The organism is Nakamurella alba, from assembly GCF_009707545.1.
Lineage (GTDB): Bacteria > Actinomycetota > Actinomycetes > Mycobacteriales > Nakamurellaceae > Nakamurella > Nakamurella alba.
Window position 1 is genome coordinate 593897 of record NZ_WLYK01000001.1, and the last position, 22884, is coordinate 616780.

Sequence of the window (22884 nt, forward strand, 5' to 3'; positions counted from 1 at the left end):
CGGCGGGACCGCCGTCAGCCCAGCAGGTTCGCGCCGATCAGCGTCGGCGTCCGCTCCGCCGCGTCCAGGATCGCCTGACCGCGCTCCTTCTTCGCGCCTTCCACCTTCGCCAGGCCCTGGAACGCCCGGGCGGCGGCGTGCCGCGCCTCGTCCACCGGCTCGTAGGTGGTGGTCCGCTGCCGGGCCGGACGCCCGATGCCGTGGGCGATCTCCTCCAGGTCCTGCACGGTCTTGTAGGAGCCGTAGGAGGACCCGGCCATCCGGGAGATCGTCTCCTCCATCAGGGTGCCGCCGAGATCGTTGGCACCGCTGCGCAGCATCGCCTGCGTGCCGTCGACACCCAGCTTCACCCAGGAGGTCTGGATGCGATGGATGCTGCCGTGCAGCATGATCCGGGCCAGCGCGTGCACCGCCCGGTTCTCGTCGAAGCTCGCCCCGGCCCGGGCCAGTCCGGCCAGGTAGATCGGCGCGTTGGTGTGGATGAACGGCAGCGGCACGAACTCGGTGAAACCGCCGGTCTCCCGCTGGGTCCGGCGCAGCAGCGCCAGGTGCGACACCCAGTGCTGCGGGGTGTCCACGTGCCCGTACATCATGGTCGCCGACGACGGCAGACCGACCTGGTGCGCGGTGGTGATCACCTCGAGCCAGGCGTCCGCGGGCAGCTTGCCCTTGGTCAGCAGCCAGCGCACGTCGTCGTCCAGGATCTCCGCCGCCGTGCCGGGGACGCTGTCGAGGCCGGCCTCTTTCGCCGCGATCAGCCAGTCCCGGATCGACATCCCGGTGCGGGTGGCGCCGTTCATCACCTCCATCGGGGAGAAGGCGTGCACGTGCATCCCGGGCACCGCCTCCTTCACCGCGCGCACGATGTCGAAGTACGCGGTGCCCGGCAGGTCGGGGTGGATGCCGCCCTGCATGCACACCTCGGTGGCCCCGAGATCCCAAGCCACGCGGGCCCTCTCGGCGACCTCCTGGACCGACAGGGTGTAGGCGTCGGCATCGGTGCGGCGCTGCGCGAAGGCGCAGAACCGGCAGCCGGTGTAGCAGACGTTGGTGAAGTTGATGTTCCGGTTCACCACGTAGGTGACGTCCTCGCCGTTGACCTCCTTGCGCAGGTCGTCGGCCAGCGCGCAGACGGCGTCCAGCTCGGCGCCGGTCGCGGTCATCAGGGCGAGCGCGTCGTCACCGTCCAGCGACCCAGGGTCGGCCTCGGCCCGGCGCAGCGCGGTCAGCACGTCGGCGTCGAACGCGGTGGGCGCGGAGATCCGCTCCCGCAACGCATCCCAGTCGCCGTAGACGTCGGAGAAGTCGCTGCGCCGGTCGCCGGTGCGGCCGGTGGTGTCGATCGAGGTGTGCAGATCGGTGCGTCCGGTGGAGACGACGTCCTCCGGCTCCTGCCACGGCCGGCCCTGCGGGATCGCGCCCTCCAGCGCCAGACCGGTGGCCGGGTCGGCCAGCGCGTCGACGTGCGGGCGCAGCCGGGGGTCCAGCCACGGCTCGCCGGCCAGCACGTACTCCGGGTAGATGGTGAGCCGCTCGGAGAGCGTGAACCCGGCCTCGGCGGTGCGCGCGGCCAGGTCCTCGATCTGCGGCCAGGGCCGCTCCGGGTTCACATGGTCCGGGGTCAGCGGTGAGACCCCGCCCCAGTCGTCGATCCCGGCGTCGATCATCCGCCGGTACTCGGAGTCGATGAGGTTCGGCGGCGCCTGCAGCCGCACCCCGGGGCCGAGCACGATCCTGGTGACGGCGAGCGTGGCCACCAGCTCGTCCAGCTCGGCGTCCGGCCGGCGGGCGAAGGCGGTGTCCGGCTTCGCCCGGAAGTTCTGCACGATCACCTCCTGGATCCCGCGGTAGGCGCGGGCCGGGCGGCGGATGGCGAAGATCGAGTCGACGCGGTCCGAGAGCGTCTCGCCGATGCCGATCAGGATGCCGGTGGTGAACGGGATCGACGACCGGCCGGCGTCCTCGAGCACCCGCAGCCGGACCTCGGGATCCTTGTCGGGGGAACCGAAGTGGGCGCCGGACTTCTCCTCGAAGACCGCGCGCGAGGTGGTCTCCAGCATCATGCCCATCGACGGCGAGACCGGCTTCAGCCGTGCCATCTCCTGCCAGCTCATCACCCCGGGGTTGAGGTGGGGGAGCAGGCCCGTCTCCTCCAGTACCCGGATCGAGCAGGCGCGGACGTAGTCCAGGGTCGAGGAGTAGCCGGCCTCGTCCAGCCACTGCTCGGCCGCCTTCCAGCGCGCCTCCGGCCGGTCGCCGAGGGTGAACAACGCCTCCTTGCAGCCCATCTGCCGGCCCTGCTCGGCGATCTCCAGGACCTCGTCGATGGACAGGAACGGGGCGTGCACCCGGCCCGGGGTGGTGGCGAAGGTGCAGTAGTGACACCGGTCCCGGCACAGCCGGGTCAGCGGGATGAAGACCTTGCGGGAGTAGGTGATGACGCCGGGCCGGCCGACGGCCAGCAGGCCCTGGTCGCGGACCCGGGCGGCGACGGCGCACAGCTCGTCGAGCTGTTCGCCGCGGGCCTGCAGCAGGATGCCGGCCTCGGTCTCGTCGAGGGTGACGCCGTCACGGGCGCGGCGCAGGGCCCGGCGCAGCGAGGAAGGGCTGGCCTCCGGCAGCGAGCCGAGACCGACGGGGGCGGCCGGATCGGAGCCGGGGGCGTGCGGGAGCAGGGGCAGGTCGACCATCGGGGCGGATCCTCCGGGGTGCGGGCGGCGAGGCAGGTGCCGGCCAACTCCTGTGCCGACCACGGGTCCGGCCACTGCCGAACCCGCCCTGCCCTGACGAACGGGAACCCCCGCGGGGCCCCGCCGGAACCGCCACGCTGGTCGCACCTCGCACCGGCACTTCGACGGTGCGCGCTCCCGGTTCCGGACATCGGGCGGCGACTGCCGCCACCCACGACCGATGCTAGCCCGGCTGTGTGACGCGCGCGTCACACGGGCACGGCAACGGCGCCGGACCCGTGGATCCGGCGCCGTCGACGGACTGCTGCAGGGCGGTCGGCCCGCCCGGGGCGTCAGTCCTTTCCGGCCTTGACCTTGACGACCTTCTTCTCCCGGGTCGTCACCGCGTCCAGCACCAAGCCGGTGCCGATGGCGACCAGCCAGCTGTCCTTGGCGATCGGGGTGCCGGCCTGGGTTGGCCGCATCTTCCCGTCGTGCATGCCCGGGGTCTTCACGTAGAGCCCGAGCAGCCCGGACGCGAACCCGGCCAGCGTCAGGCCGGCAAGCCCGGCCGGCACCATCGGAGCGAGCAGGATGCCGCCGACCAGTACCTCGCCGGCGCCGAGCACCTTGGCGAAGGACGACGCCGGGATGCGCTTCAGGAATGGGTAGGTGCCGGTGGCGAAGCCGTGCAGACCCTGCGAGGTCTCCTCGTCGGCCTTCAGCTTCGTCAGGCCCGAGTTGAGGATGAACGCGCCGCTGGCGACCCGCAGGGGTGCCCGGCGCAACTTGGCGGCGATCGACACGGCCGTCTCCGATCTCTCGATGTCCATGGTCTCGATGGAGCTGTTCCCCGACGGCCCGCCAGGTGCTGACGGGGTCGTGCTGCACAGGATGCACCCCGACGTCGGTCCTGCACGGACCGGTACCCGCCGGGTGCCGGGTTCACGCCGGGCAGGACCCCGCCGCGTCAGGGCCGGCAGCGTCGGGGTCACCCCAGGTCAGGCTCCAGGGTGATGCCGGAGGCGGTCCTGATGATCTTGCTGCGCGCCGGGAACTAGCGCCGTAGCGTCTGCGTTCGTACAGGTGTGAGGATCGGTGGGCAACCGCCGGACCCTTGCAGAACGAGTCGCACGCAGCACCGGTTCCACAGCATCAGTTCCACAGCACCAGTTCCACAGCACAGGTCAACAGCACAAGACATCCGAGGAGCGTCACCGTGCAGAGCAGCAATCCCGCATTCCGGAATCTCAACAGGGGTGCCGGGCCCGGGGCGGTGGCCCCGCCGGTGCCCAGCGCCGACTACCTGCACCAGATGTACAACCAGCCGCCCGGGCAGGCGCCCGCGCGCGAGCGTTTCCTGACCCTGGACGACGTGGTTGCCAAGACCGCGACCACGCTCGGCGTCGGCATCGTCGCCGCCGTGCTGACGATGTACTTCTCCAGCACCTGGGTGCTCGCCATCCCGGCGCTGATCGTCGGCCTGGTGCTGTCGCTGGTCATCATCTTCAAGCAGTCGACGAACCCGGCGCTGATCCTGAGCTACGCGGCGGTCGAGGGCATCCTGCTCGGCGCGATCACCGGCGTCTTCGAGTCCATCCCGGGCTACGAGGGCATCGGCCTGCAGGCGCTGGTCGGCACCCTCGGTGTGTTCGGCGGCATGCTCGTCGTCTACAAGACCGGCGCCATCAAGGTGACGCCGAAGTTCACCAAGTTCATGGTGGGCGCGCTGATCGGCGTGCTGGTCCTGGTGGTCTTCCGGCTGATCTTCAGCCTGTTCTCCCCGGACAACGCGATGTCCAACGGCGGCGGGTTCTCCATCCTGATCTCGCTGGTGATCATCGCCGTTGCGGCCCTGTCGTTCCTGCTCGACTTCGACCAGATCGACAAGGCCATCACCGCCGGCGCCCCCGCCCGGATGGCCTGGTACTTCTCGTTCAGCCTGATGCTCACCCTGGTCTGGCTGTACCTGGAGATCCTGCGTCTCCTCGGGTACCTGCGCAGCGAGTGACCCACGCTCTCACGGGCCCGGAGCCCGGCGGTCTGATCCGCCGGCTCCGGGCCCGACCCGTCTCCGCCTGGCAGCACGGCGACCGCATCCCGGCCGCCCGGGCCGCGCTGGACGACCTGGCCGCCGCGGCGGCGCAGCAGGAGTGCCGGCCGGTGCCGGCGGTGCCGGACCTCGGGGCGCATGCCCTGGTCGACCAGCTCGAGGTGCTGTTCGCCGACGCCGCACGGTCCGGTGTCGACCCGGCGCTGATCCGCAGACTGACCGACGCACTCGCCACCCGGCTCGGTGTCACGGCCTGATCGTGCCAGGCCGGATCCGGATCACGGCACCACAGGATGGCTGCTCCAAGGGATCTCGGCACCACCGGGTCCCGGTCCGATCGGCGACCGGCCACCCAGGTGCACCACCCCGGCAGCGGACGGCGGGTCGGCCGGAACGCGAGCCGCGTCAGGCGGTCTCGGGCAGCCGCGCGGTGCCGTCGACGGCGCCGCCGGCCACCGGGCCGTCCGACTCCAAGGCCTCGAGCACGACCGGCAGCAGCGCCTCCACGGCCTTCGCGTAGCCCGTTCCCGACGGATGGAAGCGGTCCGGCGAGAAGAACTCCGGGTGCCCGTTGAAGTGGGGACTGACCAGCCGGCTCATCGACACCGCCCGGCCGCCGGACGCCACCGTGGCCCGCTCCTGGAGCGCGGCGAGCCGGTGCGACCAGCCGTGCAGCACACTGCGCAGCGGCTGCGGGATCGGCACGATCACCCCGAAGTCGGGACACGATCCGGCGACCACCGGTACCCCCTCGGCGCGCAGTGCCGCCACCGCATCGCCCAGCCTGTCCGCGGAGTGCCACGGGGACACCTTGTCCCGGATGTCGTTGGCGCCGGTCACGATCACCGCGACGTCGACGCCGTCGGCGAGCGTCCGGGCCACCTGGCCGGCGAGGTCGTCGGCACCGCTGCCGACCTTGCCGTGGCTGATCAGCCGGACCGGCCGTCCGGTGGCGTCGGCGATGCCCCGGGCCAGCAGCACCCCGGGCAGTTCCGCGGCGGTGCGGCAGCCGTAGCCGACGGAGGTCGAATCGCCGAGCATCGCGAAGGTCAAGGCATCCGGCGCGTCGGCAACCGGAACAGGCTCTGGGACGGGCGCGGCGACGGGCTCGGAGAGGGGCTCAGCCGCGCCGGGCAGGTACACCCCGTCGGCGAACGGCACCGGGAGGTCGGACGGCGCGTACCCGGGCGGCAGGTCGCCGACCGGCAGCAGCCCCTGCTCGCGGGCGGCGTCCAGGGCGTACCGCTCGATGGCGGACGTGGCGACCCGGCCCTGGCGGACCAGCGCGGCGAACGCCGCACCCGCCATGCCGGCGACCGCACCGGCCGTCGTGACCCCGATCAGCCCTGCCTTCACCGGACCAGAGAGCACCCCGCGCACCGCCGACTCCTTTCGTCTTGCTCATCATCCTGCGCCTGTCCTCGCTGCGTGGGCAAACCGATTGATCAGTGCCGTCCGTCACCGGAACGCCTGCCGCGGGCCGATAGGCTGGCGGGACAGCCGCACTCCCGAGGAGCCGCCCCGTGCGCTATGCCCAGTCCGTCGTCGAACTCGTCGGGAACACCCCGCTGGTCCGGTTGAACTCGCTCACCCGGGGGCTGCGGCCGCTGGTCCTGGCGAAGGTCGAGTACGTGAACCCGGGCGGGTCGGTGAAGGACCGGATCGCGGTGCGGATGATCGACGAGGCCGAGGCATCCGGGGCGCTGCAGCCGGGCGGCACCATCGTCGAGCCCACCAGCGGCAACACCGGTGTCGGCCTGGCCCTGGTGGCGCAGCAGCGCGGCTACCGCTGCGTGTTCGTCTGCCCGGACAAGGTGTCCGAGGACAAGCGGAACGTGCTGCGCGCGTACGGCGCCGAGGTGGTCGTCTGCCCGACCGCGGTCGCGCCGGAGGACCCGAACTCGTACTACTCGGTGTCCGACCGGCTGGTGCGCGAGATCCCGAAGGCGTGGAAGCCGAACCAGTACGCCAACCCGGCGAACCCGGCCAGCCACTACGCCTCCACCGGACCCGAGATCTGGGCCGACACCGAGGGCCGGGTCACGCATTTCGTGGCCGGCGTCGGCACCGGCGGCACCATCTCCGGCACCGGCCGCTACCTCAAGGAAGTGTCCGAGGGGCGGGTGCAGGTGATCGGCGCCGATCCCGAGGGCTCGGTCTACTCCGGTGGCACCGGCCGGCCGTACCTGGTCGAGGGCGTCGGCGAGGACTTCTGGCCCGATGCCTACGACCGCACCGTGGCGGACGAGATCGTCGCGGTGTCCGACTCCGACTCGTTCGAGATCACCCGGCGGCTGGCCCGGGAGGAGGGGCTGCTGGTCGGCGGGTCCTGCGGGATGGCCGTGGCGGCGGCGCTCACGGTCGCCGAGCGGCTGACCGAGGACGACGTGCTGGTCGTGCTGCTGCCGGACGGCGGCCGCGGCTACCTGTCCAAGATCTTCTCCGACACCTGGATGGCCTCCTACGGTTTCGTCTCCAACGAGGGCTCCGCGACGGTCGGCGACGTGCTGCGCGGCAAGAGCGGGCGGCTGCCCTCGCTGGTGCACACCCACCCCACCGAGACGGTCCGCGACGCGGTCGAGATCCTGCACGAGTACTCGGTCTCGCAGATGCCGGTGGTGTCCGCGGAGCCGCCGGTGATGGCCGGCGAGGTGGTCGGCTCGGTGTCCGAGCGGGCGCTCCTCGAAGCCCTGTTCACCGGCAAGGCAGCGCTGGCCGATGCGGTGTCCGCACACATGGACCCGGCGTTCCCGCTGGTCGGGTCCGGCGAGGACATCCCGACCCTGCGGCACGCGCTGGAGGGCCGGGACGCGGTCATGGTGGTCGACGACGGCAAGCCCGCCGGCGTCCTCACCCGGGCCGACCTGCTGGCGTTCGTCGCCTCCTGACCGGGCGTTCCCCGATCAGCCCGGCCCGGATGCCTTGCGGCGCGGGCTGATCCGGCCGACGGCCACCCCGGCCAGGCACACCACGCCGCCGATCACCGCACCCCATGGCGGCACCTCGGAGAGCAGCGCCCACGACATCAGGATCACCATCGCCGGCACCACGTAGGTGGTCGCCCCGAGCCGGCCGGCCGGCATCCGCTTGAGGGCGTAGGCCCAGGTGGTGAAGGCCAGTGCGGTCGGGAAGATGCCGAGGTAGACGGCCGTCCACAGCTGCCCGGCGGTGGCGGTGCCGGCGTCGGAGACCAGCGCGGGCGCGAACGGCAGGCAGACCACAGCACCCAGGGCGCAGCCGAGGAAGGTGACCATCAGCGGCGACACCCGGGCCAGCAACGGCTTCTGCGCGACCACCCCGGCGGCGTAGGTGACGGCGGCGACCAGGCAGAGCACGACGCCCAGCACGCTGTTCCCGTTCGAGGTGTGCAGCGAGGTGGAGATCCCGACGATCACCGCCCCGGCGAAACTGACCAGCAGGCCGGCCACCAGCAACCGCGGGAACCCTTCCCGCAGCAGCCATCCCGCCAGCAGCGCGATCACCAGCGGGCCGATGTTGACCAGCATGGCGGCCGTCCCGGCGTCGACCTCGCGCTCGCCGGCGTTGAGCGCGACGTTGTAGACGCCGAACCACAGCACGCCGGAGGCGATCACCAGCCACCAGTCCCGGCCGCGGGGCAGCTTCTCCCGCCGGACCAGTACCAGGACACCGAGCACCACCGCGGCGACCAGCAGCCGGAGCAGCGCCAGCGGCCCGGGGCGAAGCCCCTCGGAGGCACTGCGGATCCCGACGAAGGCCGACGCCCAGAAGATGACCGTGACCAACACCGCCGCCCAGGCCTGCCAGCCCACCCCGGCGGGGGCCTGCGGGGACTGCTGCGGCTGGACGGTGCGCTCGGTCACCGGGTGACCGTAGCCCCGGTCACCGACAGCCGCCGCCGGGTTTCCGGACCGGCCCTGCCGACCCCGCTGCCGGTCGGCGGAGGGCCCGGATGCGGACGAATCCGCCCGGCGGCACCACATTCCCCTCGCCCGTGCGCGACACTGGGAGCGGACCGGGTTGCCCCCGGCAGTCCCGAGCCGGGGAGCACGCGATGACCCAACTGCCCGCACCGTACGAGTTGGCGCAGCAGGACGACCTGGCGGCCGCACTCGGCGCCGGGCTGGCGGTCACCTGCGCGGGGATCACCGGCTGGATGCTGGGCAGCTTCAGCTACCGCGGCCTGGACAGCGCCATCCGGGCCGGGGTCGATCTCGAGGACTGGCCGGCGCCCGCCGCGCTGACGATCGTCGGCTGGGGCGCGGCGACCGTGCTGATGGTGCTCGGCGCCCTGCTGCTGCTCTTCCGCCGCGGCCGCGGGCTGCTGGTCTTCGGTGCCCTGGTCTCGGTGGTGATCACCGCGATCGCCCAGTTCTCCTACGACATCGGGACCGTACGGTCCCCGGTCGAGCAGTGGCCGCTGTACTGGGGCGGGGTGGTCGTCCTGGTACTGGCGCTGTTGCCGGCCACCAAACGCTGGGTCCGCCGGGCCCCGGCCCCGGCCGCGATCGGCACCGCCCCGCAGGCGACGGTCTGGCCGGGCACCTGACACTCGGCGGCGGATCCCCGGCACCCCGCCGGAGCCGCGGCCGGAGAGGGACTCCGGCGGCACTACCCTGACCGGCATGACGTCCGCGCCCGTGCCCCCGACCACCGACGGCTTCTCCACCCGGGCCATCCATGCGGGCCAGGACCCGGAGGCGACCACCGGCGCGGTCGCGGTGCCGATCTACCAGACCTCCACGTTCGCACAGGACGTCGCGGGCGAGACCCGCGCCGGCTACGACTACTCGCGTGCCGGCAACCCGACCCGCACCGCGTTGGAGGTGGCGCTGGCCGATCTCGAGGGCGGCCGGTCCGGCCACGCCTTCGCGTCCGGCATGGCGGCGGCCGACGCCGCGGTGCGGGCGATGCTGCGTCCCGGCGATCACCTGATCATCCCGAACGACGCCTACGGCGGCACCTTCCGGCTGATCGACAAGATCGGCGTGCCCTGGGGTCTCACCTACACCGAGGTGCCGCTGTCGGACCTGGACGCGGTGGCCGCGGCGATGACCGACCGGACGAAGCTCATCTGGTGCGAGACGCCGACCAACCCGCTGCTCGGCATCTCCGACATCGCCGGGCTGGCCGGGCTCGCGCACGACCGCGGAGCCCGGCTGGTCGTCGACAACACCTTCGCCACACCGTATCTCCAGCTGCCGCTGGCCCTCGGCGCGGACGTGGTGCTGCACTCCACGACCAAGTACATCGGCGGTCACTCCGACGTGATCGGCGGCGCGCTGGTCACCGCGGACGCGGAACTGGGCGAGGACTTCGCCTTCCACGCCAAGTCGATGGGCGGGGTGGCCGGGCCGTTCGACGCCTGGCTCACGCTCCGCGGACTCAAGACCCTCGCCGTCCGGATGGACCGGCACTGCGACAACGCCGACGCGGTGGCCGACATGCTGTCCGAGCACCCGAAGGTCGGCCGCGTGTACTTCCCGGGTCTGTCCACCCACCCCGGCCACCACGTCGCGGCCGGCCAGATGAGCCGGTTCGGCGGGATGGTCTCGTTCACCGTCCGCGGCGGCCGCGAGGAAGCCGTGAAGGTCTGCTCGCGGACCCGGCTGTTCACCCTCGCCGAGTCGCTCGGCGGGGTCGAGTCGCTGATCGAACACCCCGGCCTGATGACCCACGCGAGTGTCGCCGGGACCGGCCTGGAGGTGCCGGACGACCTGATCCGGCTGTCCGTCGGCATCGAGGACCTCGACGACCTGCTCGCGGATCTCACCGACGCCCTGGCCTGACCTGCACGCCGGCCGGGCCGCACTCCGAGCGCCCCGTCCGACCTGGCGGAAACGCCACGGACGGTGCGCATCCCGGCCACAATCGATGGCGACACCGCAGGCATGCATCGGGACAGGAGGCGGTGGATGAGCGCGCAGAGCAGCACCCGCACCCGCGAGGTGCCGGCGCCGCAGGATCCGGCCGGGTTCGCCCTCGCGATCGACATCGGCGGGACGAAACTCGCCGCGGCACTGGTCAGTGCGCAGGGCGAGATCGTCGCCGGCCACCGGGTGCCCACCCCCGACGGCGACGGCGAGGCGCTGTTCAGGGCCCTGTGCGACGCGATCGACCCGGCGCTGCACGCGGTCGGGCTGGAGCCGGAGGAGATCGGCGGGCTGGCCGGGGTCGGGGTGGCCACCGCCGCGCCGATGGACCGGGACGCCGGCACGGTCTCTCCGGTGAACATCCCGGGCTGGCGCAACTTCCCGCTACGGGACCGGTTGATGGACCGCTACGAGATCACCGGGATCCGGATGATCGGCGACGCGGTCGCGGTGGCGGTCGCCGAGCACTGGCGCGGCGCCGCCCAGGGCCGGCGCAACGTCCTGGGCATGGTGGTCTCCACCGGCGTCGGCGGCGGGCTGATCATCGACGGCAAGGCGGTCGAGGGCACCACCGGCAACGCCGGGCACATCGGTCACGTGAGTGTCGATCCGTACGGGCCGGAGTGCGTCTGCGGCGGCCGCGGTTGCCTGGAGGCGATCGCATCCGGGCGCAGCATCGCCCGCTGGGCGGCGCAGCACGGCATGGCGGGTGCTCCCGGGCAGGCGGTCGACGAACGGGACGCCGGAGCGGTTGCCGCGGCCGCACGCCGTGGGGACCCGGTGGCGCTGGCCACCTTCCGCCGCGCCGGCGAGGCGATCGGGATGGCGGTCGCCGGTGCGGTCACCCTGCTCGACCTCGACGTCGTGGTGATCGGCGGGGGAGTGGCCCAGGCCGGCCGGGTGCTCTTCGACCCGATCGACGACGGCTACGCCCGGTACGCCGCGCTCGGCTACAGCTCCTCGCCGCGGGTGGTGCCGGCCGTGCTCGGCGGGGACGCCGGCATCGTCGGGGCCGCCGCCGTGGTGCACCGGCCGGAGATCTACCGCCCCGGATCGCACCGCGGCTGACCCGGCCGCGGCCGGGCCCGGTCGCGGGTGCGTACGGATCGGGCGCGGCTGGCAGGATGGGCGTCCATGAGCGACTCCCAGCCGGCGGCCGGAAACGCCGCCACCATGACCGTCGACGTGGCGCAGGTGCGGGAGGCGGCGCAGCGGCTCGACGGTGTCGTGCGCCGCACCCCCATGGAGTCCTCCAGGCCGCTGGCCGCGCTGGTGGACGGGCCGGTCTACCTGAAGTGCGAGAACCTGCAGCGCACCGGCTCGTTCAAGATCCGCGGCGCGTACACCCGCATCTCCCGGTTGACGGACGAGGAGCGCGCCGCCGGGGTGGTGGCGGCCAGCGCCGGCAACCACGCCCAGGGCGTCGCCCTCGCCGCCTCGTTGCTCGGCATCGAGGCGACGGTGTTCATGCCGGTCGGCGCCTCGATCGCCAAGCTGTCCGCGACCCGCGCCTACGGCGCCACGGTGCACCTGGTCGGCGAGACCCTCGAGGAGTCACTCGTCGAGGCAAGGGCTTTCGCCGCCCGCACCGGAGCCGTGCTGGTGCACCCGTTCGACCACCCGGACGTGCTGCGCGGCCAGGGCACCGTCGGACTGGAGATCCTCGAGCAGGTACCGGATGTCGCGACCGTCGTGGTGGCCACCGGTGGTGGCGGCCTGATCTCGGGGATTGCGGCGGTGATCAAGGAGCTGCGACCCGACGTCCGGGTGGTCGGGGTGCAGGCCGAGCAGGCCGCCGCGTGGCCGGGCTCGCTGGCGGAAGGCAAGCCGGTCCGGTTGCAGCGGATGAGCACGCTGGCCGACGGCATCGCGGTCGGCGAGCCGACCGCCCTGACCTACAGCCACGTCTCGACCCTGGTCGACGAGATCGTCACGGTCAGCGAGAACCAGCTGTCCCGGGCGATGCTGCTGTGCATGGAGCGCGCGAAGCTGGTGGTCGAGCCGTCCGGTGCGGCCTCGGTCGCCGCGATCATGGCCGACCCGGCCCGGTTCGCGCCGCCGGTGGTGGCCGTGCTGTCCGGCGGCAACATCGACCCGCTGGTGCTGCTGCACGTCACCGAGCACGGCCTGGTCGCGGCCGACCGGTTCCTGTCCGCGCGGATCGAGATCTCCGACCGCCCGGGGTCGCTGGCCCGGCTGCTGTCCACCCTGGCCGGGCTCGGCGCGTCGGTGGTCGACGTCGAGCAGTCCCGGCTCGGCTCCGGTCTGGCGCTGGGTGACGTCGAGGTGGCGCTACGGCTGGAGTGCCGCGGCGCCGAGCACCGGCTGCAGCTGCTCGAGGTGCTGGAGGAGATCAGCGTCCGGGTGCTGGACCACAGCTGACCGGCCCTGCTGCAGCGGGCCCTCGGGGACAGCAGAACGCCCGCCGGCTGCTGCCTGCGGGCGTTGCTGGTGCTTGGTGCTGGCTGGAGTGACCCGGTCAGCCGGCGAACGGCGTCGCCGCGACCACGGTGACCTTCTGGGTGCGGCCGTTGGGCAGCAGGTACTCGCGGTTCTCGCCCGGGGTGGCCCCGAGGATCGCGGCGCCGAGCGGCGACTGCGGCGAGTAGACCTGCAGCGACCCGTGGGCGCCCTCCTCGCGGTTGCCCAGCAGGAAGGTCTCCTGGTCGTCGTCGTCCCCGTCGTAGGAGATGGTGACCTGCATGCCCTGCTCGACGACACCGTCGTCGGCCGGCCGCACACCCACCTCGGCGTTGCGCAGGAGCTCCTGGATCTTGCGGATCCGCTCCTCCTGGCGCGCCTGCTCGTCGCGGGCGGCGTGGTAGCCACCGTTCTCCTTGAGGTCGCCTTCCTCGCGGCGGTCGTTGATCTCCGCCGCGATCACGGGCCGCTGGGCGACGAGGTCGTCCAGCTCCTTCTTCAGCCGGTCGTGCGCTTCCTGGGTCAGCCACGCAGTGCTGCTGGTCATCGCCGTTCCTCCTGATCCTTCTGTCTGTGCCCGGGACCGGTGACGCGGGCTCCGTGCCCGGTACCGCTGTGGGGTGCCGCCACCGCCGGAGGCGGTTCCGCGGAGGTCGGGGATGCGGCCGTTCCCACCCGAGGCGGTCGCGAGTCGCGTTCCCGATCCCGGAGCGGCGTCCTTCGCTGGTGCGCCCGTGTCCCGATCGAAAAAATCTCGCGGCCATCCCACGTGGGCGTGGAGTGGCCGCGAGTTCCCGGACATTTTAACACCAGTTCGTCCTGTCCGGCCCGGATCGCACGGAAACCGCCGGCCGCTCCGAGGTACCTGACCTGCGCCGACCGTCGTCCTGCTCGCGAAGGCCGCCGGCCGGGACGGTGCCGGCCGGGGTGTTCACCGGCAGCTGAGCCGGTGCGGTCCGGGTCGTCCCCGGCGAGGGGGAGAATGGTTCCGGACGGGCGCCGGGGAACCGGCGGGTGCGTCTGCTGTTGTCGGGACTGTGTGGTGCCGACGGTGCTGTACCGAGATCGATCTGGAGCGATGGTGAGCGAGACAACGAGCCCTCAGGATGCCGCGGCCGCGTCGGTGAACGGCGTCAACGGCACCGATCCGGCGGCTGTCGTCGAGGCCGGCGCGGACCTGCCCGCGGGCGTGCCGCAGGAGCTGGTCGACGCGGCCGAGGCACGTGCGGTGGCCGCCGCCGCCGCGCCGCTGCGGCTGATGGCGGTGCACGCGCACCCGGACGACGAGTCCAGCAAGGGCGCGGCCAGCCTGGCCAAGTACGCCGCCGAGGGCGTGGGCGTGATGGTGGTGTCCTGCACCGGCGGCGAGCGCGGCGACATCCTCAACCCTAAGTTCCAGCACGGCGGGATCGACATCCCCGTCCTCCGGCAGACCGAGATGGCAAGGGCCGCACAGATCCTCGGCGTCGCCCACACCTGGCTGGGCTACGAGGACTCCGGCTACCACGAGGGCCCGAAGGACACCTGGGAGCTGCCGCCGGGCAGCTTCGCCGACCGCGACCCGGCCGAGGAGATCGAGGCCCTGGTGCGGGTGGTTCGCGCTTTCCGCCCGCACGTGATGACCACCTACGACGAGAACGGCGGCTACCCGCACCCGGATCACATCCGGTGTCACGTGGTGTCGATGGGGGCCTTCGAGGCGGCCGGCGACCCGGATGCTTTCCCGGACGCCGGTGAGCCCTGGCAGCCGCTGAAGCTCTACTACAACGCCGGCTTCTCCCGGGAGAAGATCGTCGCCATCAACGAGGCCGTCCGGGCGCGGACCGGTGAGGGCCCGTACGACGAGTGGATCGCCCGGTTCGCCGAGATGGACAAGAAGCGGGAGGCCGACGGCCACCCGCGGCAGGACCCGGGCGAGCGCACGACCACCAGGGTGCCGGCCGCCGATTTCTTCGACCAGCGGGACGCGGCGCTGAAGGCGCACGAGACCCAGATCGATCCGGAGTCGCACTGGTTCGCCATCCCGCGCGATGTCGAGGCCTCCGTCTGGGGGACCGACGACTACGAACTGGCCAGGGCGCTGGTCGACACCTCGCTGCCCGAGGACGACCTGTTCGCCGGCATCCGGGAGAAGGTCCGCTCGTGACCGGCTCCGACCTGCTGGCCCGGGTCCACCTGCTGGTGGTCGAGACCACGCCGGCCGAGGTCGACCCGAGCACCGGCAAGGGCCCCGAGTGGGGCAAGGCCGCGCCGATCGGCCTGCTGGTGATCGTGCTGCTGTGCGTCGCTTGCTATTTCCTCGCCCGGTCGTTCTCCAAGAACATCCGCAGGGTCCCCACCAGCTTCGACCCGCCCGCCCCGGAAACCCCGACGGCCGAGGGTCGCGACGAGTCCGCGCAGGCCACCGCGACCGTCGCCGCCACCGGCGACGCCGCACCGTCAGCTCCCGCCGGCACCGACGACCCGCCGGCGGCCGGCCGCGCCTGAGTCAGACCGGCGAACTCGCCACTGGTCGCTGGGCGGTCGGCTTTCATCTTTCCCGGGTACCACTGGGGGGAGATGATCGTCGTCGACCCGCAGGAGTTCTCTTCCATGCCCCACCGCCTCGCCTCGGCGATGAGCTCGTACCTGCTGCAGCACGCGGACAACCCGGTCGACTGGTGGGAGTGGGAGCCCGCGGCGTTCGCCGAGGCCCGCGAGCGGGACGTGCCGGTCCTGCTGTCCGTCGGGTACGCCGCCTGCCACTGGTGCCACGTGATGGCGCACGAGTCGTTCGAGGACGAGGCGACGGCGGCCGAGATCAACGCCGGGTTCGTGGCGATCAAGGTGGACCGCGAGGAGCGGCCGGACGTCGACGCCGTCTACATGACCGCGGTCCAGGCGCTGACCGGCCAGGGCGGCTGGCCGATGACCTGCTTCCTGACCCCGGACGGCGCTCCCTTCTACGCCGGCACCTACTTCCCGCCCGAGCCGCGCCACGGCATGCCGTCGTTCCGGCAGGTGCTCACCGCCGTCCGCGAGGCCTGGACCGGTGATCGCAGCCGGCTGACCGACGCGGCGGCGGACATCGCGCGCAGCCTCCGGGAGACCGCCGATGCGCCCACCGGCGGCGAGCTACCGGGACCGGGTGCCCTGGACCTGGCCGCCCGGTCGGTGGTGTCGACGATCGACCCGATCGCCGGTGGCTTCCGCGGTGCACCCAAGTTCCCGCCGGCGATGATCTGCGAGTTCCTGCTCCGCCACGCGGAACGAACGGGATCGGCGGAGGCGCTGCAGGCGGTCGAGGTCACCCTGGACGGGATGGCGCGGGGCGGCATCCATGACCAGCTGGCCGGCGGCTTCGCCCGCTACAGCGTCGACAGTGCCTGGCATGTACCGCATTTCGAGAAGATGCTGGACGACAACGCCCTGCTGCTGCGGCTGTACGCACACCATGCCCGGCTCACCGGATCCGCCCGTTCGGCAGCGGTCGCGCGGTCGACGGCCCGGTTCCTGCTCGACGAGCTGCGGACCGACGAGGGGGTGTTCGCCGCCTCGTTGGACGCGGACACCGGTGGGGTGGAGGGTGCCACCTACGTCTGGACCGACGAACAGCTCGCCGGGGCCGCAGGTGTCGCCGACGCCGCGGCCGCGCGCCGGTGGTTCGCCGCCGACGGCCCCGAGGTGGAGGAGGTTGGCGGGCACGTCCTGCGGCTGCCGGCCGATCCCGACGACCCGGTGCGGTTCGAAGGTCTGCGTGCCCGGCTGCTGGCGGTCCGGCAGCACCGTCCGCAGCCGTCCAGGGACGACATCGTCGTGCTGCGCAGCAATGCGTTGGCAGCGGTCGCCCTCGCCGAGGCAGGCCTGTCGATGGACGAGCCGGAATGGGTCGACGCCGCCGCGACGGCGCTCGAGACACTGGTGCGGGTGCACCTGGTGGACGGGCGGTGGCGTCGGTCCTCCCGTGGCGGGCGGCCGGGTCCGGGCGCCGCGGTGCTCGCCGACGTGGCCGGAACGGCAGCGGCGATGCTCGCCGTGCACCAGTCACGACCCGGTGACGGATGGCTCGGCCGGGCCGAGCAGGTGCTGATGGCGGCGACCGGCGACTTCCGCGCGCCTGACGGCACGTGGTATGACACCGCCGATGGGGCAGAGGATCTCGTGATGAGGCCGCGGGATGTCACCGACGGGGCCGCACCGGGCGGGCCGTCCACGATCGCCGATGCGCTGCTCACCGCCGCCGCGCTCACCGGGCGGAGCGACCTGCGCGAGGAGGCCGAGCGGATCCTGGCCTCGGTCGCCGCGCTGGTCGACCGGGCGCCGCGGGCCGTGGGCAACTACCTGGCCGTCGCGGAGGCGATGGTCACCGGACCGCTGCAGATCGCGGTGAGTGGTCCCGATGGGCCGGAGCGCGATGCTCTCGCGCTGGCAGCCGCGACAGGGATGCCCGGGGGATCGGTGATCGAGGCCGGGCCGCCGGACCTGCCCGGGGCACCGCTGTTGGCCGGCCGTCCGCTGGTCGGCGGACGGCCGGCGGTCTACGTGTGTCGTGGGTTCGTCTGCGACCGGCCGGTCACCGAGGTCACCGATCTGGAGTCGGTGCTCGGCGCCCCACCGGTCTGACGCGCTGATCCGGTCAGAGGCCCTGGCCGACCCAGTAGGACTGGGCACCGGCCTGCTCCCAGGACTCGGCGTTGGTCTGCGCGGAGACGGAGTTGCCGTACTGCTGGTAGCCGTAGGCCATCTGCGCGTCGGCCTGGTCGGCCTGCGCGAGGATCCCGTCGTACCGGCCGTCCTGGTTCATGGTGTCGATGGTCTGGCCGTAGGCGGCGTACTGCTCGTTCATCTGCGCGACCTGGCCGTCCAGGGTGGCGGTGGTCTGGTCGTAGGCCTGGTTCGCCATCTGGTTGAGGTCCGCCACCGAAGGCAGGCCCATCGGGTTGGCGTCGTACCCGGGGATCTGGGTGTCGTAGGAGTAGGAGCCGTATCCGCTGTCGTACGACTCCGCACCGTACGACCCGGCGCCGTACTCGCCGGCGTAGCCGTAGCCGTAGGAGGCGCCGCCCTCGTAGGTGCCGTAGCCGTAGGTCGCGGTGCCGTAGCCGTACCCGTACTCGCTGCCGTACTCGTCCATGGGTCGCTCCCGGAGGGTGGGCCCGTCGTGTGCGGGCCGGTTGCACACTCCGATGCGACTCGCTGTCGATCGGTTCCCGATGGATCCGTCCGATTTCTCCGGTTCTTCGCTGCGTCGCGATCCGCCGAATCGGGATCGACTCTGCTGTCGTATTGTCCTGACATATCGAACGAGGAGTGCGTATGGCCGACGAGGACGACGAGATCACCTTCCGGACCCGCAAGTGGGTCCGCCCGGAAGACCTCAACCCGAACGGCACGCTGTTCGGCGGGAGCCTGCTGCGCTGGATCGACGAGGAAGCGGCGATCTACGCGATCCTGCAGCTCGGCAACGGCCGGGTGGTCACCAAGTACATGTCCGAGATCAACTTCGTGAGCTCGGCGCGGCAGGGCGAACTGGTCGAGATGGGACTGCGGGCAACGGCTTTCGGACGCACCTCGATCACCCTGCGGGCGGCGGTGCGGAACATGATCACCCGGCGGAACATCCTGACGATCGAGAAGGTCGTCATGGTGAACGTCGGCGAGGACGGCGTGCCCGCTCCGCACGGCTACACCGAGATCACCTACAACCGGGATCGCATGCACCTCGACTGACCGTTCGGGGCCCGGAGGCGTTGATCGTCGGCCGCAGGGGTACCGATAAGCGACAACGGATCACCGGCCGGTGCGGACAGCCGTGGTCGGATCCACCCAGGAGGGATCGACATGACCGGCGACACGGACGACACCCGCAAGGACTTCGAAGAGGCCGTCAACATGTCCCCCGGGAGCCTGGAGAAGTGGTTGCAGACCGACAACTCCAGGGAATCCGGCCAGCACAAGGGCGGAGGTGAGTCCACCGGCCACCATTCGGGACGGCGGATCGTCGAGATCCTGCGGAAGACCAAGGACGACCTGACCGAGGACGACCTCGCCCACATGCGCAAGGTGGTGGGGTATGTGAAGCGGCACCTGGCGCAGCGACCGAGCGGTGACATCCGGGACACCACTTGGCGGTATTCGCTGATGAACTGGGGCCACGACCCGACGAAGAAGTAGCCGCCGATGTCGGGGTATCCGGTGACGCCGGACGGGCGCTACCTCGTCGTCCGCGGCCGGCTCTGGCGGCGGTCCGACCCGCTGCTCACGGAGGAGCAGCGGCAGCAAGCGGTGAACGCGCTGATGGACGCCCGCCGCGCGGTCGCCGCGGCGAAGCGGGCCGACGACGACACGGCGCTGGCCGCGGCCCGGGCCGCGGTGCAGGCGGCGAAGGAAGCCCTGGGCGAGCGAGGTCCGGTGTGGTGGGACGACGACGAACCCGACCTCACCCGACACCCGGCGCGCACCACGCCCTATGCGGAGTGGTGGGCGTCCGTCGCAGGCAGTGACTGACGGGCCTACATCCACCAGCGGACGACCAGCCGCGACCGGCCTTCCCGTCAGTGGAGTCCGGGCGGGCGATCGGGTCACGCGGGGTCTCGGGGCCGCTTCGGGCGCCCGGCGGATCAGGCCTCGGCGAAGAACCAGGCGACGTACCCGGTGCTCAACCAGTAGTGACGTGCCTGAGGATCCCAGCCCCACGACAACTGCCCCATGGGAAGGGATCCCGGGTCGTCGCCGAGAATGCAGTCGGGACCGCTCGGCGTCCCGAGGTCGAGGGTGAAGTCGCCGAGAGCGGATGTGGGGTCGACCTCGGTCACCGCCCCGTAGGTGTGCACCCCGCACTGACTGACCCCGGTGGCTGTCCCGCTGCCGAAGGTCAGCACGAACGAGGCGTCGTCGTGCATCAGGTCCGCGCCGCCGGCATCGGTGAGCGTCCTGACCAACCGGAAACTGTGGCCGTCCAGGTCCGCCAGACTCCGGGGATGGCCGGCCGCCGGGCCGGATCCGGATGGTGAGGTGGTGCTGTCAGAGCTCCTGGTGTCCGGGGTGTGCGTGGCGGGTGCCGAATCGACGGGGACGTCCGATACCGGTCCGGTTCCGGTAGGCCACCCCGGCGATTGCAGATCCGACGACGGCAGATCCGACGACGGTGCGGGTGCCGGATCGACAGGGACGTCCGACACCGGACCGATGGAGCCGGCGACCAGGGGTGACGCCGAACTCGTGACCGGGCCGTTCGTCGACACGCCGGAGAAGTCCCGGGCACTCGTCGCTCCCGGTGTGGCCGCACATCCGCTGACGAGTGCCACCAGCGCGGCAGCAGCCACGAGCAGGGCTGCGTCCGACCCTCGCTTCGACCCCATGAGCGCTCCTCGCATCGTCCGGACTCGTCGACAGCAGGACGGAACAGTCCGCTCGCCCGTTGCACGACGAACGCACATCTGCCTCTTACTTGTGCAACGTTTGCAAGCGTGTAATCATGTAATCAACAACGAGAACAGGAGGTTCCCGTTTCGACGAGTACGAGGAGTACCGACATGAGAAGGCATCCTTTCGAAGCGATGTTCAGTGCCGACGGACCCGAGGGCGAAGGTGGCCCGGGCCCGCGCGGACGACGCGGCCCCGGTGGCCGCGGGTTCGGACCGGGGCGCGGCTTCGGCCCCGGCGGTCCGGGCGGACCCCGTGGTCCGCGCGGCGGTGGCCGCGGCGGACGTGGAGGTCCCGAGGTCCCCGATGCGAGCGACGCCGCCGGCTGGTTCGCCGGTCGGCTGCCCGGTGACTGGTTCACCGGCGCCCCCGAGGTGATCGTGGACCGTGACGAGATCACGGTGCTGGGAGAGCTCCCGGCACTGGAGAACGCCGGTGGCGACGCCGCGACGATCGCGGCCGCCGAGGCCGGACGGATCTCCCGGTTCCGCGAGGACACCCGCGAGCAGCGGATCGAGATCGCCCAGCAGGCGCAGTTCCGCTACCGCCGCGAGGTCTCCTGGGGCGCCCGCCAGGGCGGCACCGAGGAGCTGTTCACCACGGCATCCGTCCCGGTGATGACCCGGCTGCGCCAGCCCGAGCGGCAGATCCTGGACACCCTGGTCGATTCCGGGGTCGCCCGGTCCCGCGCCGACGCCCTGGTCTGGGCCGTCCGCCTGGTCGGCGAGCACGCCGACAGCTGGCTCGGTGAGCTGCGCGAGGCGATGGAGCAGGTCAACCGGGTCCGGGACAAGGGTCCCGACCTGGGCTGATCCCCGACACACGAAGGGCGCCACCGGAATCCCGGTGGCGCCCTTCGTCGTCAACGGCCGGGTGTGATCAGCCGAGCAGGGCCAACCAGATCGCCACGCAGTGGCAGGCCGCGGCCAGCGACACGGCGGCGTGGAACAGCTCGTGGTACCCGAAGGTCAGCGGCCAGGGGTTGGGGCGCCGGGTCGCGTAGAACACGGCCCCGACCGTGTAGAGCAGGCCGCCCGCGACGATCAGCACGAAGGGCGCGACACCGGCATGGGTCAGCAGCTCCGGCGTGACGAAGATGGCCACCCAGCCGAGCGCGATGTAGAAGGGCACGCCCAGCCAACGCGGCGCGTGCGGGAACAGCATCTTTAGCCCGACGCCGCCCAGGGCACCGACCCACACCGTCCAGAGCACCCAGTTGCCGGTGGTCGGCGGCAGCGCCAGCGCGGCGATCGGCGTGTAGGTCCCGGCGATGAACACGAAGATCATCGAGTGGTCGGCGCGCTTCATCCAGGTGCGCGCCCGGGTGGAGACCCAGACGTGCCGGTGGTAGGTCGCACTCACCGAGAAGAGCCCGATGATGGTGGCCGCGTACACCGCACAGGCGAACGCCGCCCCGGCGCCCCGGAGGGTCGCGGCCAGCACCACCAGCGAGATCCCCATCGCCACCGCGACATACGCGGAGTAGAGGTGGATCCAGCCCCGGGCCCGGGGCCTGGTGGCGGGGGAGGGGCGGTCGAGCAGTGCGGCCGTCATGCCGTCCATGGTGCCTGGTCCCGGACGTTCCGGCGACCGTTCGTGGGTGACTCCACAGGCGATGCACCGGGATCACTCATCGGCCGGTCACCGGGCGGGCCCGGGTCCACGTCACGTGGCCGTGGCCCGGCCGGGTGCTGGTCGTAGAGTGACCGCGTGCGGCTCCCGGCTCTCGTCTACCGCCTGTACGAGTCCCGCATCGCCCGGGGACTCACCGGCGGGGCCCTCCCGCACCACATCGGCGTCATCATCGACGGCAATCGGCGCTGGGCCCGGAAGAGCGGTCTGGCCAACGTCAACGACGGCCACCGGGCCGGCGCCGCGCACATCGCGAACCTGTTGCAGTGGTGCTCCGAGGGCGGGATCCCGATGGTCACCCTGTGGCTGCTGTCCACCGACAACCTCCGCAGACCGGACGACGAGCTGCAGCCGCTGCTGTCGATCATCACCGATGTCGTCGACGACCTGGCCGCGCCGGACCAGCCGTGGAAGCTCCGCATGGTCGGGGCGATGGACGTGCTGCCGCCGTGGATGGCGACCCGGCTGTCGGCGGCCGAGATGCGGACCGCCGACCGCACCGGTGTCGAGGTGAACATCGCCGTCGGGTACGGCGGCCGGCAGGAGATCGCCGATGCCGTGACCTCCTACCTGCGCACCGGCGCCGCGGCCGGGCGGTCGCTGGACCAGTTGATCGACGGCCTGGACGTGGATGCGATCGGCGACCACCTCTACACCTCGGGCCAGCCGGATCCGGACCTGGTCATCCGGACCTCGGGTGAGCAGCGGCTGTCCGGCTTTCTGCTCTGGCAGAGCGCGCACTCCGAGTACTGGTTCTACGAGGCGGACTGGCCGGATTTCCGCCGGGTCGACTTCCTCCGGGCGCTGCGTGACTACGCCGCCCGGCACCGCCGCTTCGGCGAGTGAGCCGCCG

General features: G+C 72.0%; 22 protein-coding genes and 1 pseudogene. 15 read left to right on the forward strand and 8 right to left on the reverse strand.

All coding sequences use genetic code 11. The features are described from left to right. Positions 1–14: 14 nt before the first annotated feature. Entirely contained in the window at positions 15–2690 is a 2676-nt protein-coding gene (locus GIS00_RS02575) for a bifunctional FO biosynthesis protein CofGH (protein WP_154766822.1), read from the reverse strand. A 332-nt stretch (positions 2691–3022) separates the two neighbouring features. After that, a complete protein-coding gene (locus GIS00_RS02580) occupies positions 3023–3502 on the reverse strand; it encodes a hypothetical protein (RefSeq protein WP_154766823.1) in 480 nt (159 codons plus the stop codon). Between the two features lie 386 nt (positions 3503–3888). Between GIS00_RS02580 and GIS00_RS02585 the strand changes: the two genes are divergently transcribed. Together GIS00_RS02585 and GIS00_RS02590 are read left to right on the forward strand one after the other, a co-directional pair. Continuing rightward, entirely contained in the window at positions 3889–4680 is a 792-nt protein-coding gene (locus GIS00_RS02585) for a Bax inhibitor-1/YccA family protein (protein ID WP_322097385.1), read from the forward strand. Next, complete coding sequence (locus tag GIS00_RS02590) at positions 4677–4979, forward strand: hypothetical protein (protein ID WP_154766824.1); 303 nt, start codon at positions 4677–4679, stop codon at positions 4977–4979. Before GIS00_RS02585 ends, GIS00_RS02590 begins: the two co-directional genes overlap by 4 nt. 148 nt (positions 4980–5127) lie before the next feature. Here the strand turns inward: GIS00_RS02590 and GIS00_RS02595 are convergent, their stop codons facing one another. Continuing rightward, a complete protein-coding gene (locus GIS00_RS02595) occupies positions 5128–6102 on the reverse strand; it encodes an SGNH/GDSL hydrolase family protein (protein ID WP_154766825.1) in 975 nt (324 codons plus the stop codon). 143 nt (positions 6103–6245) lie between these two features. On the opposite strand from GIS00_RS02595, the gene GIS00_RS02600 reads away from it, so the two are divergent. After that, positions 6246–7610: a cystathionine beta-synthase gene (locus GIS00_RS02600; RefSeq protein WP_322097386.1), complete on the forward strand. Its 1365-nt coding sequence runs from the start codon at positions 6246–6248 to the stop codon at positions 7608–7610. 15 nt (positions 7611–7625) lie between these two features. Here the strand turns inward: GIS00_RS02600 and GIS00_RS02605 are convergent, their stop codons facing one another. Beyond that, a complete protein-coding gene (locus GIS00_RS02605) occupies positions 7626–8513 on the reverse strand; it encodes a DMT family transporter (protein ID WP_407666781.1) in 888 nt (295 codons plus the stop codon). Between the two features lie 242 nt (positions 8514–8755). On the opposite strand from GIS00_RS02605, the gene GIS00_RS02610 reads away from it, so the two are divergent. The 4 genes from GIS00_RS02610 to ilvA all read left to right on the forward strand — a co-directional run bounded on the left by GIS00_RS02610 (position 8756) and on the right by ilvA (position 12956). After that, the gene (locus GIS00_RS02610) at positions 8756–9250 is read left to right on the forward strand and encodes a hypothetical protein (protein WP_154766827.1); all 495 of its coding nucleotides are present in this window, start codon (positions 8756–8758) and stop codon (positions 9248–9250) included. Between the two features lie 76 nt (positions 9251–9326). Beyond that, positions 9327–10490, forward strand: coding sequence for a cystathionine gamma-synthase (locus GIS00_RS02615; protein ID WP_154766828.1), 1164 nt, complete (start codon positions 9327–9329; stop codon positions 10488–10490). Positions 10491–10616: 126 nt separating this feature from the next. Next, positions 10617–11642, forward strand: a complete 1026-nt coding sequence (locus tag GIS00_RS02620; RefSeq protein WP_154766829.1) for an ROK family protein — start codon at positions 10617–10619, stop codon at positions 11640–11642. A 66-nt stretch (positions 11643–11708) separates the two neighbouring features. Beyond that, positions 11709–12956, forward strand: a complete 1248-nt coding sequence (gene ilvA, locus GIS00_RS02625) for a threonine ammonia-lyase (protein ID WP_230312728.1) — start codon at positions 11709–11711, stop codon at positions 12954–12956. 97 nt (positions 12957–13053) lie between these two features. Here ilvA and greA read toward each other — a convergent pair whose 3' ends face one another. Beyond that, a complete protein-coding gene (gene greA / locus GIS00_RS02630; RefSeq protein WP_154766830.1) occupies positions 13054–13542 on the reverse strand; it encodes a transcription elongation factor GreA in 489 nt (162 codons plus the stop codon). Between the two features lie 531 nt (positions 13543–14073). On the opposite strand from greA, the gene mca reads away from it, so the two are divergent. From mca to GIS00_RS02645, 3 genes are all read left to right on the forward strand, one after another. Next, entirely contained in the window at positions 14074–15141 is a 1068-nt protein-coding gene (mca, locus tag GIS00_RS02635) for a mycothiol conjugate amidase Mca (RefSeq protein WP_154766831.1), read from the forward strand. Continuing rightward, positions 15138–15482: a hypothetical protein gene (locus tag GIS00_RS02640; RefSeq protein ID WP_154766832.1), complete on the forward strand. Its 345-nt coding sequence runs from the start codon at positions 15138–15140 to the stop codon at positions 15480–15482. The genes mca and GIS00_RS02640 overlap by 4 nt, the downstream gene beginning before the upstream one ends. A 105-nt stretch (positions 15483–15587) precedes the next feature. Next, a complete protein-coding gene (locus GIS00_RS02645) occupies positions 15588–17597 on the forward strand; it encodes a thioredoxin domain-containing protein (protein WP_154766833.1) in 2010 nt (669 codons plus the stop codon). Between the two features lie 13 nt (positions 17598–17610). Here GIS00_RS02645 and GIS00_RS02650 read toward each other — a convergent pair whose 3' ends face one another. Next, positions 17611–18108: a hypothetical protein gene (locus GIS00_RS02650; RefSeq protein WP_154766834.1), complete on the reverse strand. Its 498-nt coding sequence runs from the start codon at positions 18106–18108 to the stop codon at positions 17611–17613. Between the two features lie 182 nt (positions 18109–18290). Between GIS00_RS02650 and GIS00_RS02655 the strand changes: the two genes are divergently transcribed. The 3 genes from GIS00_RS02655 (at position 18291) to GIS00_RS02665 (ending at position 19481) form a co-directional block, all read left to right on the forward strand. Beyond that, positions 18291–18704, forward strand: a complete 414-nt coding sequence (locus GIS00_RS02655) for an acyl-CoA thioesterase (RefSeq protein WP_154766835.1) — start codon at positions 18291–18293, stop codon at positions 18702–18704. A 111-nt stretch (positions 18705–18815) separates the two neighbouring features. Then, positions 18816–19148, forward strand: coding sequence for a DUF3140 domain-containing protein (locus GIS00_RS02660; RefSeq protein WP_154766836.1), 333 nt, complete (start codon positions 18816–18818; stop codon positions 19146–19148). Between the two features lie 6 nt (positions 19149–19154). Beyond that, on the forward strand, positions 19155–19481 hold the full coding sequence (locus GIS00_RS02665; RefSeq protein ID WP_154766837.1) for a hypothetical protein: 327 nt from the start codon (positions 19155–19157) through the stop codon (positions 19479–19481). A gap of 113 nt (positions 19482–19594) precedes the next feature. On the opposite strand, the gene GIS00_RS02670 is transcribed toward GIS00_RS02665, so the two are convergent. After that, positions 19595–19915 (reverse strand): hypothetical protein, encoded by a 321-nt coding sequence (locus GIS00_RS02670; RefSeq protein ID WP_154766838.1) that lies wholly within the window; start codon positions 19913–19915, stop codon positions 19595–19597. Between the two features lie 753 nt (positions 19916–20668). Between GIS00_RS02670 and GIS00_RS02675 the strand changes: the two are divergent. Next, positions 20669–21211 (forward strand): annotated as a pseudogene (locus tag GIS00_RS02675) (hypothetical protein); the annotation flags it as partial. 67 nt (positions 21212–21278) lie between these two features. Here the strand turns inward: GIS00_RS02675 and trhA are convergent. Further along, positions 21279–21953: a PAQR family membrane homeostasis protein TrhA gene (trhA, locus tag GIS00_RS02680; protein ID WP_154766839.1), complete on the reverse strand. Its 675-nt coding sequence runs from the start codon at positions 21951–21953 to the stop codon at positions 21279–21281. A 156-nt stretch (positions 21954–22109) separates the two neighbouring features. Here trhA and GIS00_RS02685 point away from each other — a divergent pair, with 156 nt between their 5' ends. Next, positions 22110–22877, forward strand: coding sequence for an isoprenyl transferase (locus tag GIS00_RS02685; protein ID WP_322097389.1), 768 nt, complete (start codon positions 22110–22112; stop codon positions 22875–22877). The last annotated feature ends 7 nt before the right edge of the window (positions 22878–22884 follow it).

Bases quoted from the DNA above. Each gene is read 5' to 3' on its own strand.
- GIS00_RS02620 (WP_154766829.1), top strand. From the start codon at position 10,617: ATGAGCGCGCAGAGCAGCACCCGCACCCGCGAGGTGCCGGCGCCGCAG.
- GIS00_RS02660 (WP_154766836.1), top strand. From the start codon at position 18,816: ATGACCGGCGACACGGACGACACCCGCAAGGACTTCGAAGAGGCCGTC.
- trhA (WP_154766839.1), bottom strand. From the start codon at position 21,953: ATGACGGCCGCACTGCTCGACCGCCCCTCCCCCGCCACCAGGCCCCGG.
- GIS00_RS02580 (WP_154766823.1), bottom strand. From the start codon at position 3,502: ATGGACATCGAGAGATCGGAGACGGCCGTGTCGATCGCCGCCAAGTTG.
- GIS00_RS02615 (WP_154766828.1), top strand. From the start codon at position 9,327: ATGACGTCCGCGCCCGTGCCCCCGACCACCGACGGCTTCTCCACCCGG.
- ilvA (WP_230312728.1), top strand. From the start codon at position 11,709: ATGAGCGACTCCCAGCCGGCGGCCGGAAACGCCGCCACCATGACCGTC.
- mca (WP_154766831.1), top strand. From the start codon at position 14,074: ATGGTGAGCGAGACAACGAGCCCTCAGGATGCCGCGGCCGCGTCGGTG.
- GIS00_RS02575 (WP_154766822.1), bottom strand. From the start codon at position 2,690: ATGGTCGACCTGCCCCTGCTCCCGCACGCCCCCGGCTCCGATCCGGCC.
- GIS00_RS02610 (WP_154766827.1), top strand. From the start codon at position 8,756: ATGACCCAACTGCCCGCACCGTACGAGTTGGCGCAGCAGGACGACCTG.
- GIS00_RS02665 (WP_154766837.1), top strand. From the start codon at position 19,155: ATGTCGGGGTATCCGGTGACGCCGGACGGGCGCTACCTCGTCGTCCGC.
- GIS00_RS02655 (WP_154766835.1), top strand. From the start codon at position 18,291: ATGGCCGACGAGGACGACGAGATCACCTTCCGGACCCGCAAGTGGGTC.
- GIS00_RS02650 (WP_154766834.1), bottom strand. From the start codon at position 18,108: ATGGACGAGTACGGCAGCGAGTACGGGTACGGCTACGGCACCGCGACC.
- GIS00_RS02645 (WP_154766833.1), top strand. From the start codon at position 15,588: ATGCCCCACCGCCTCGCCTCGGCGATGAGCTCGTACCTGCTGCAGCAC.
- greA (WP_154766830.1), bottom strand. From the start codon at position 13,542: ATGACCAGCAGCACTGCGTGGCTGACCCAGGAAGCGCACGACCGGCTG.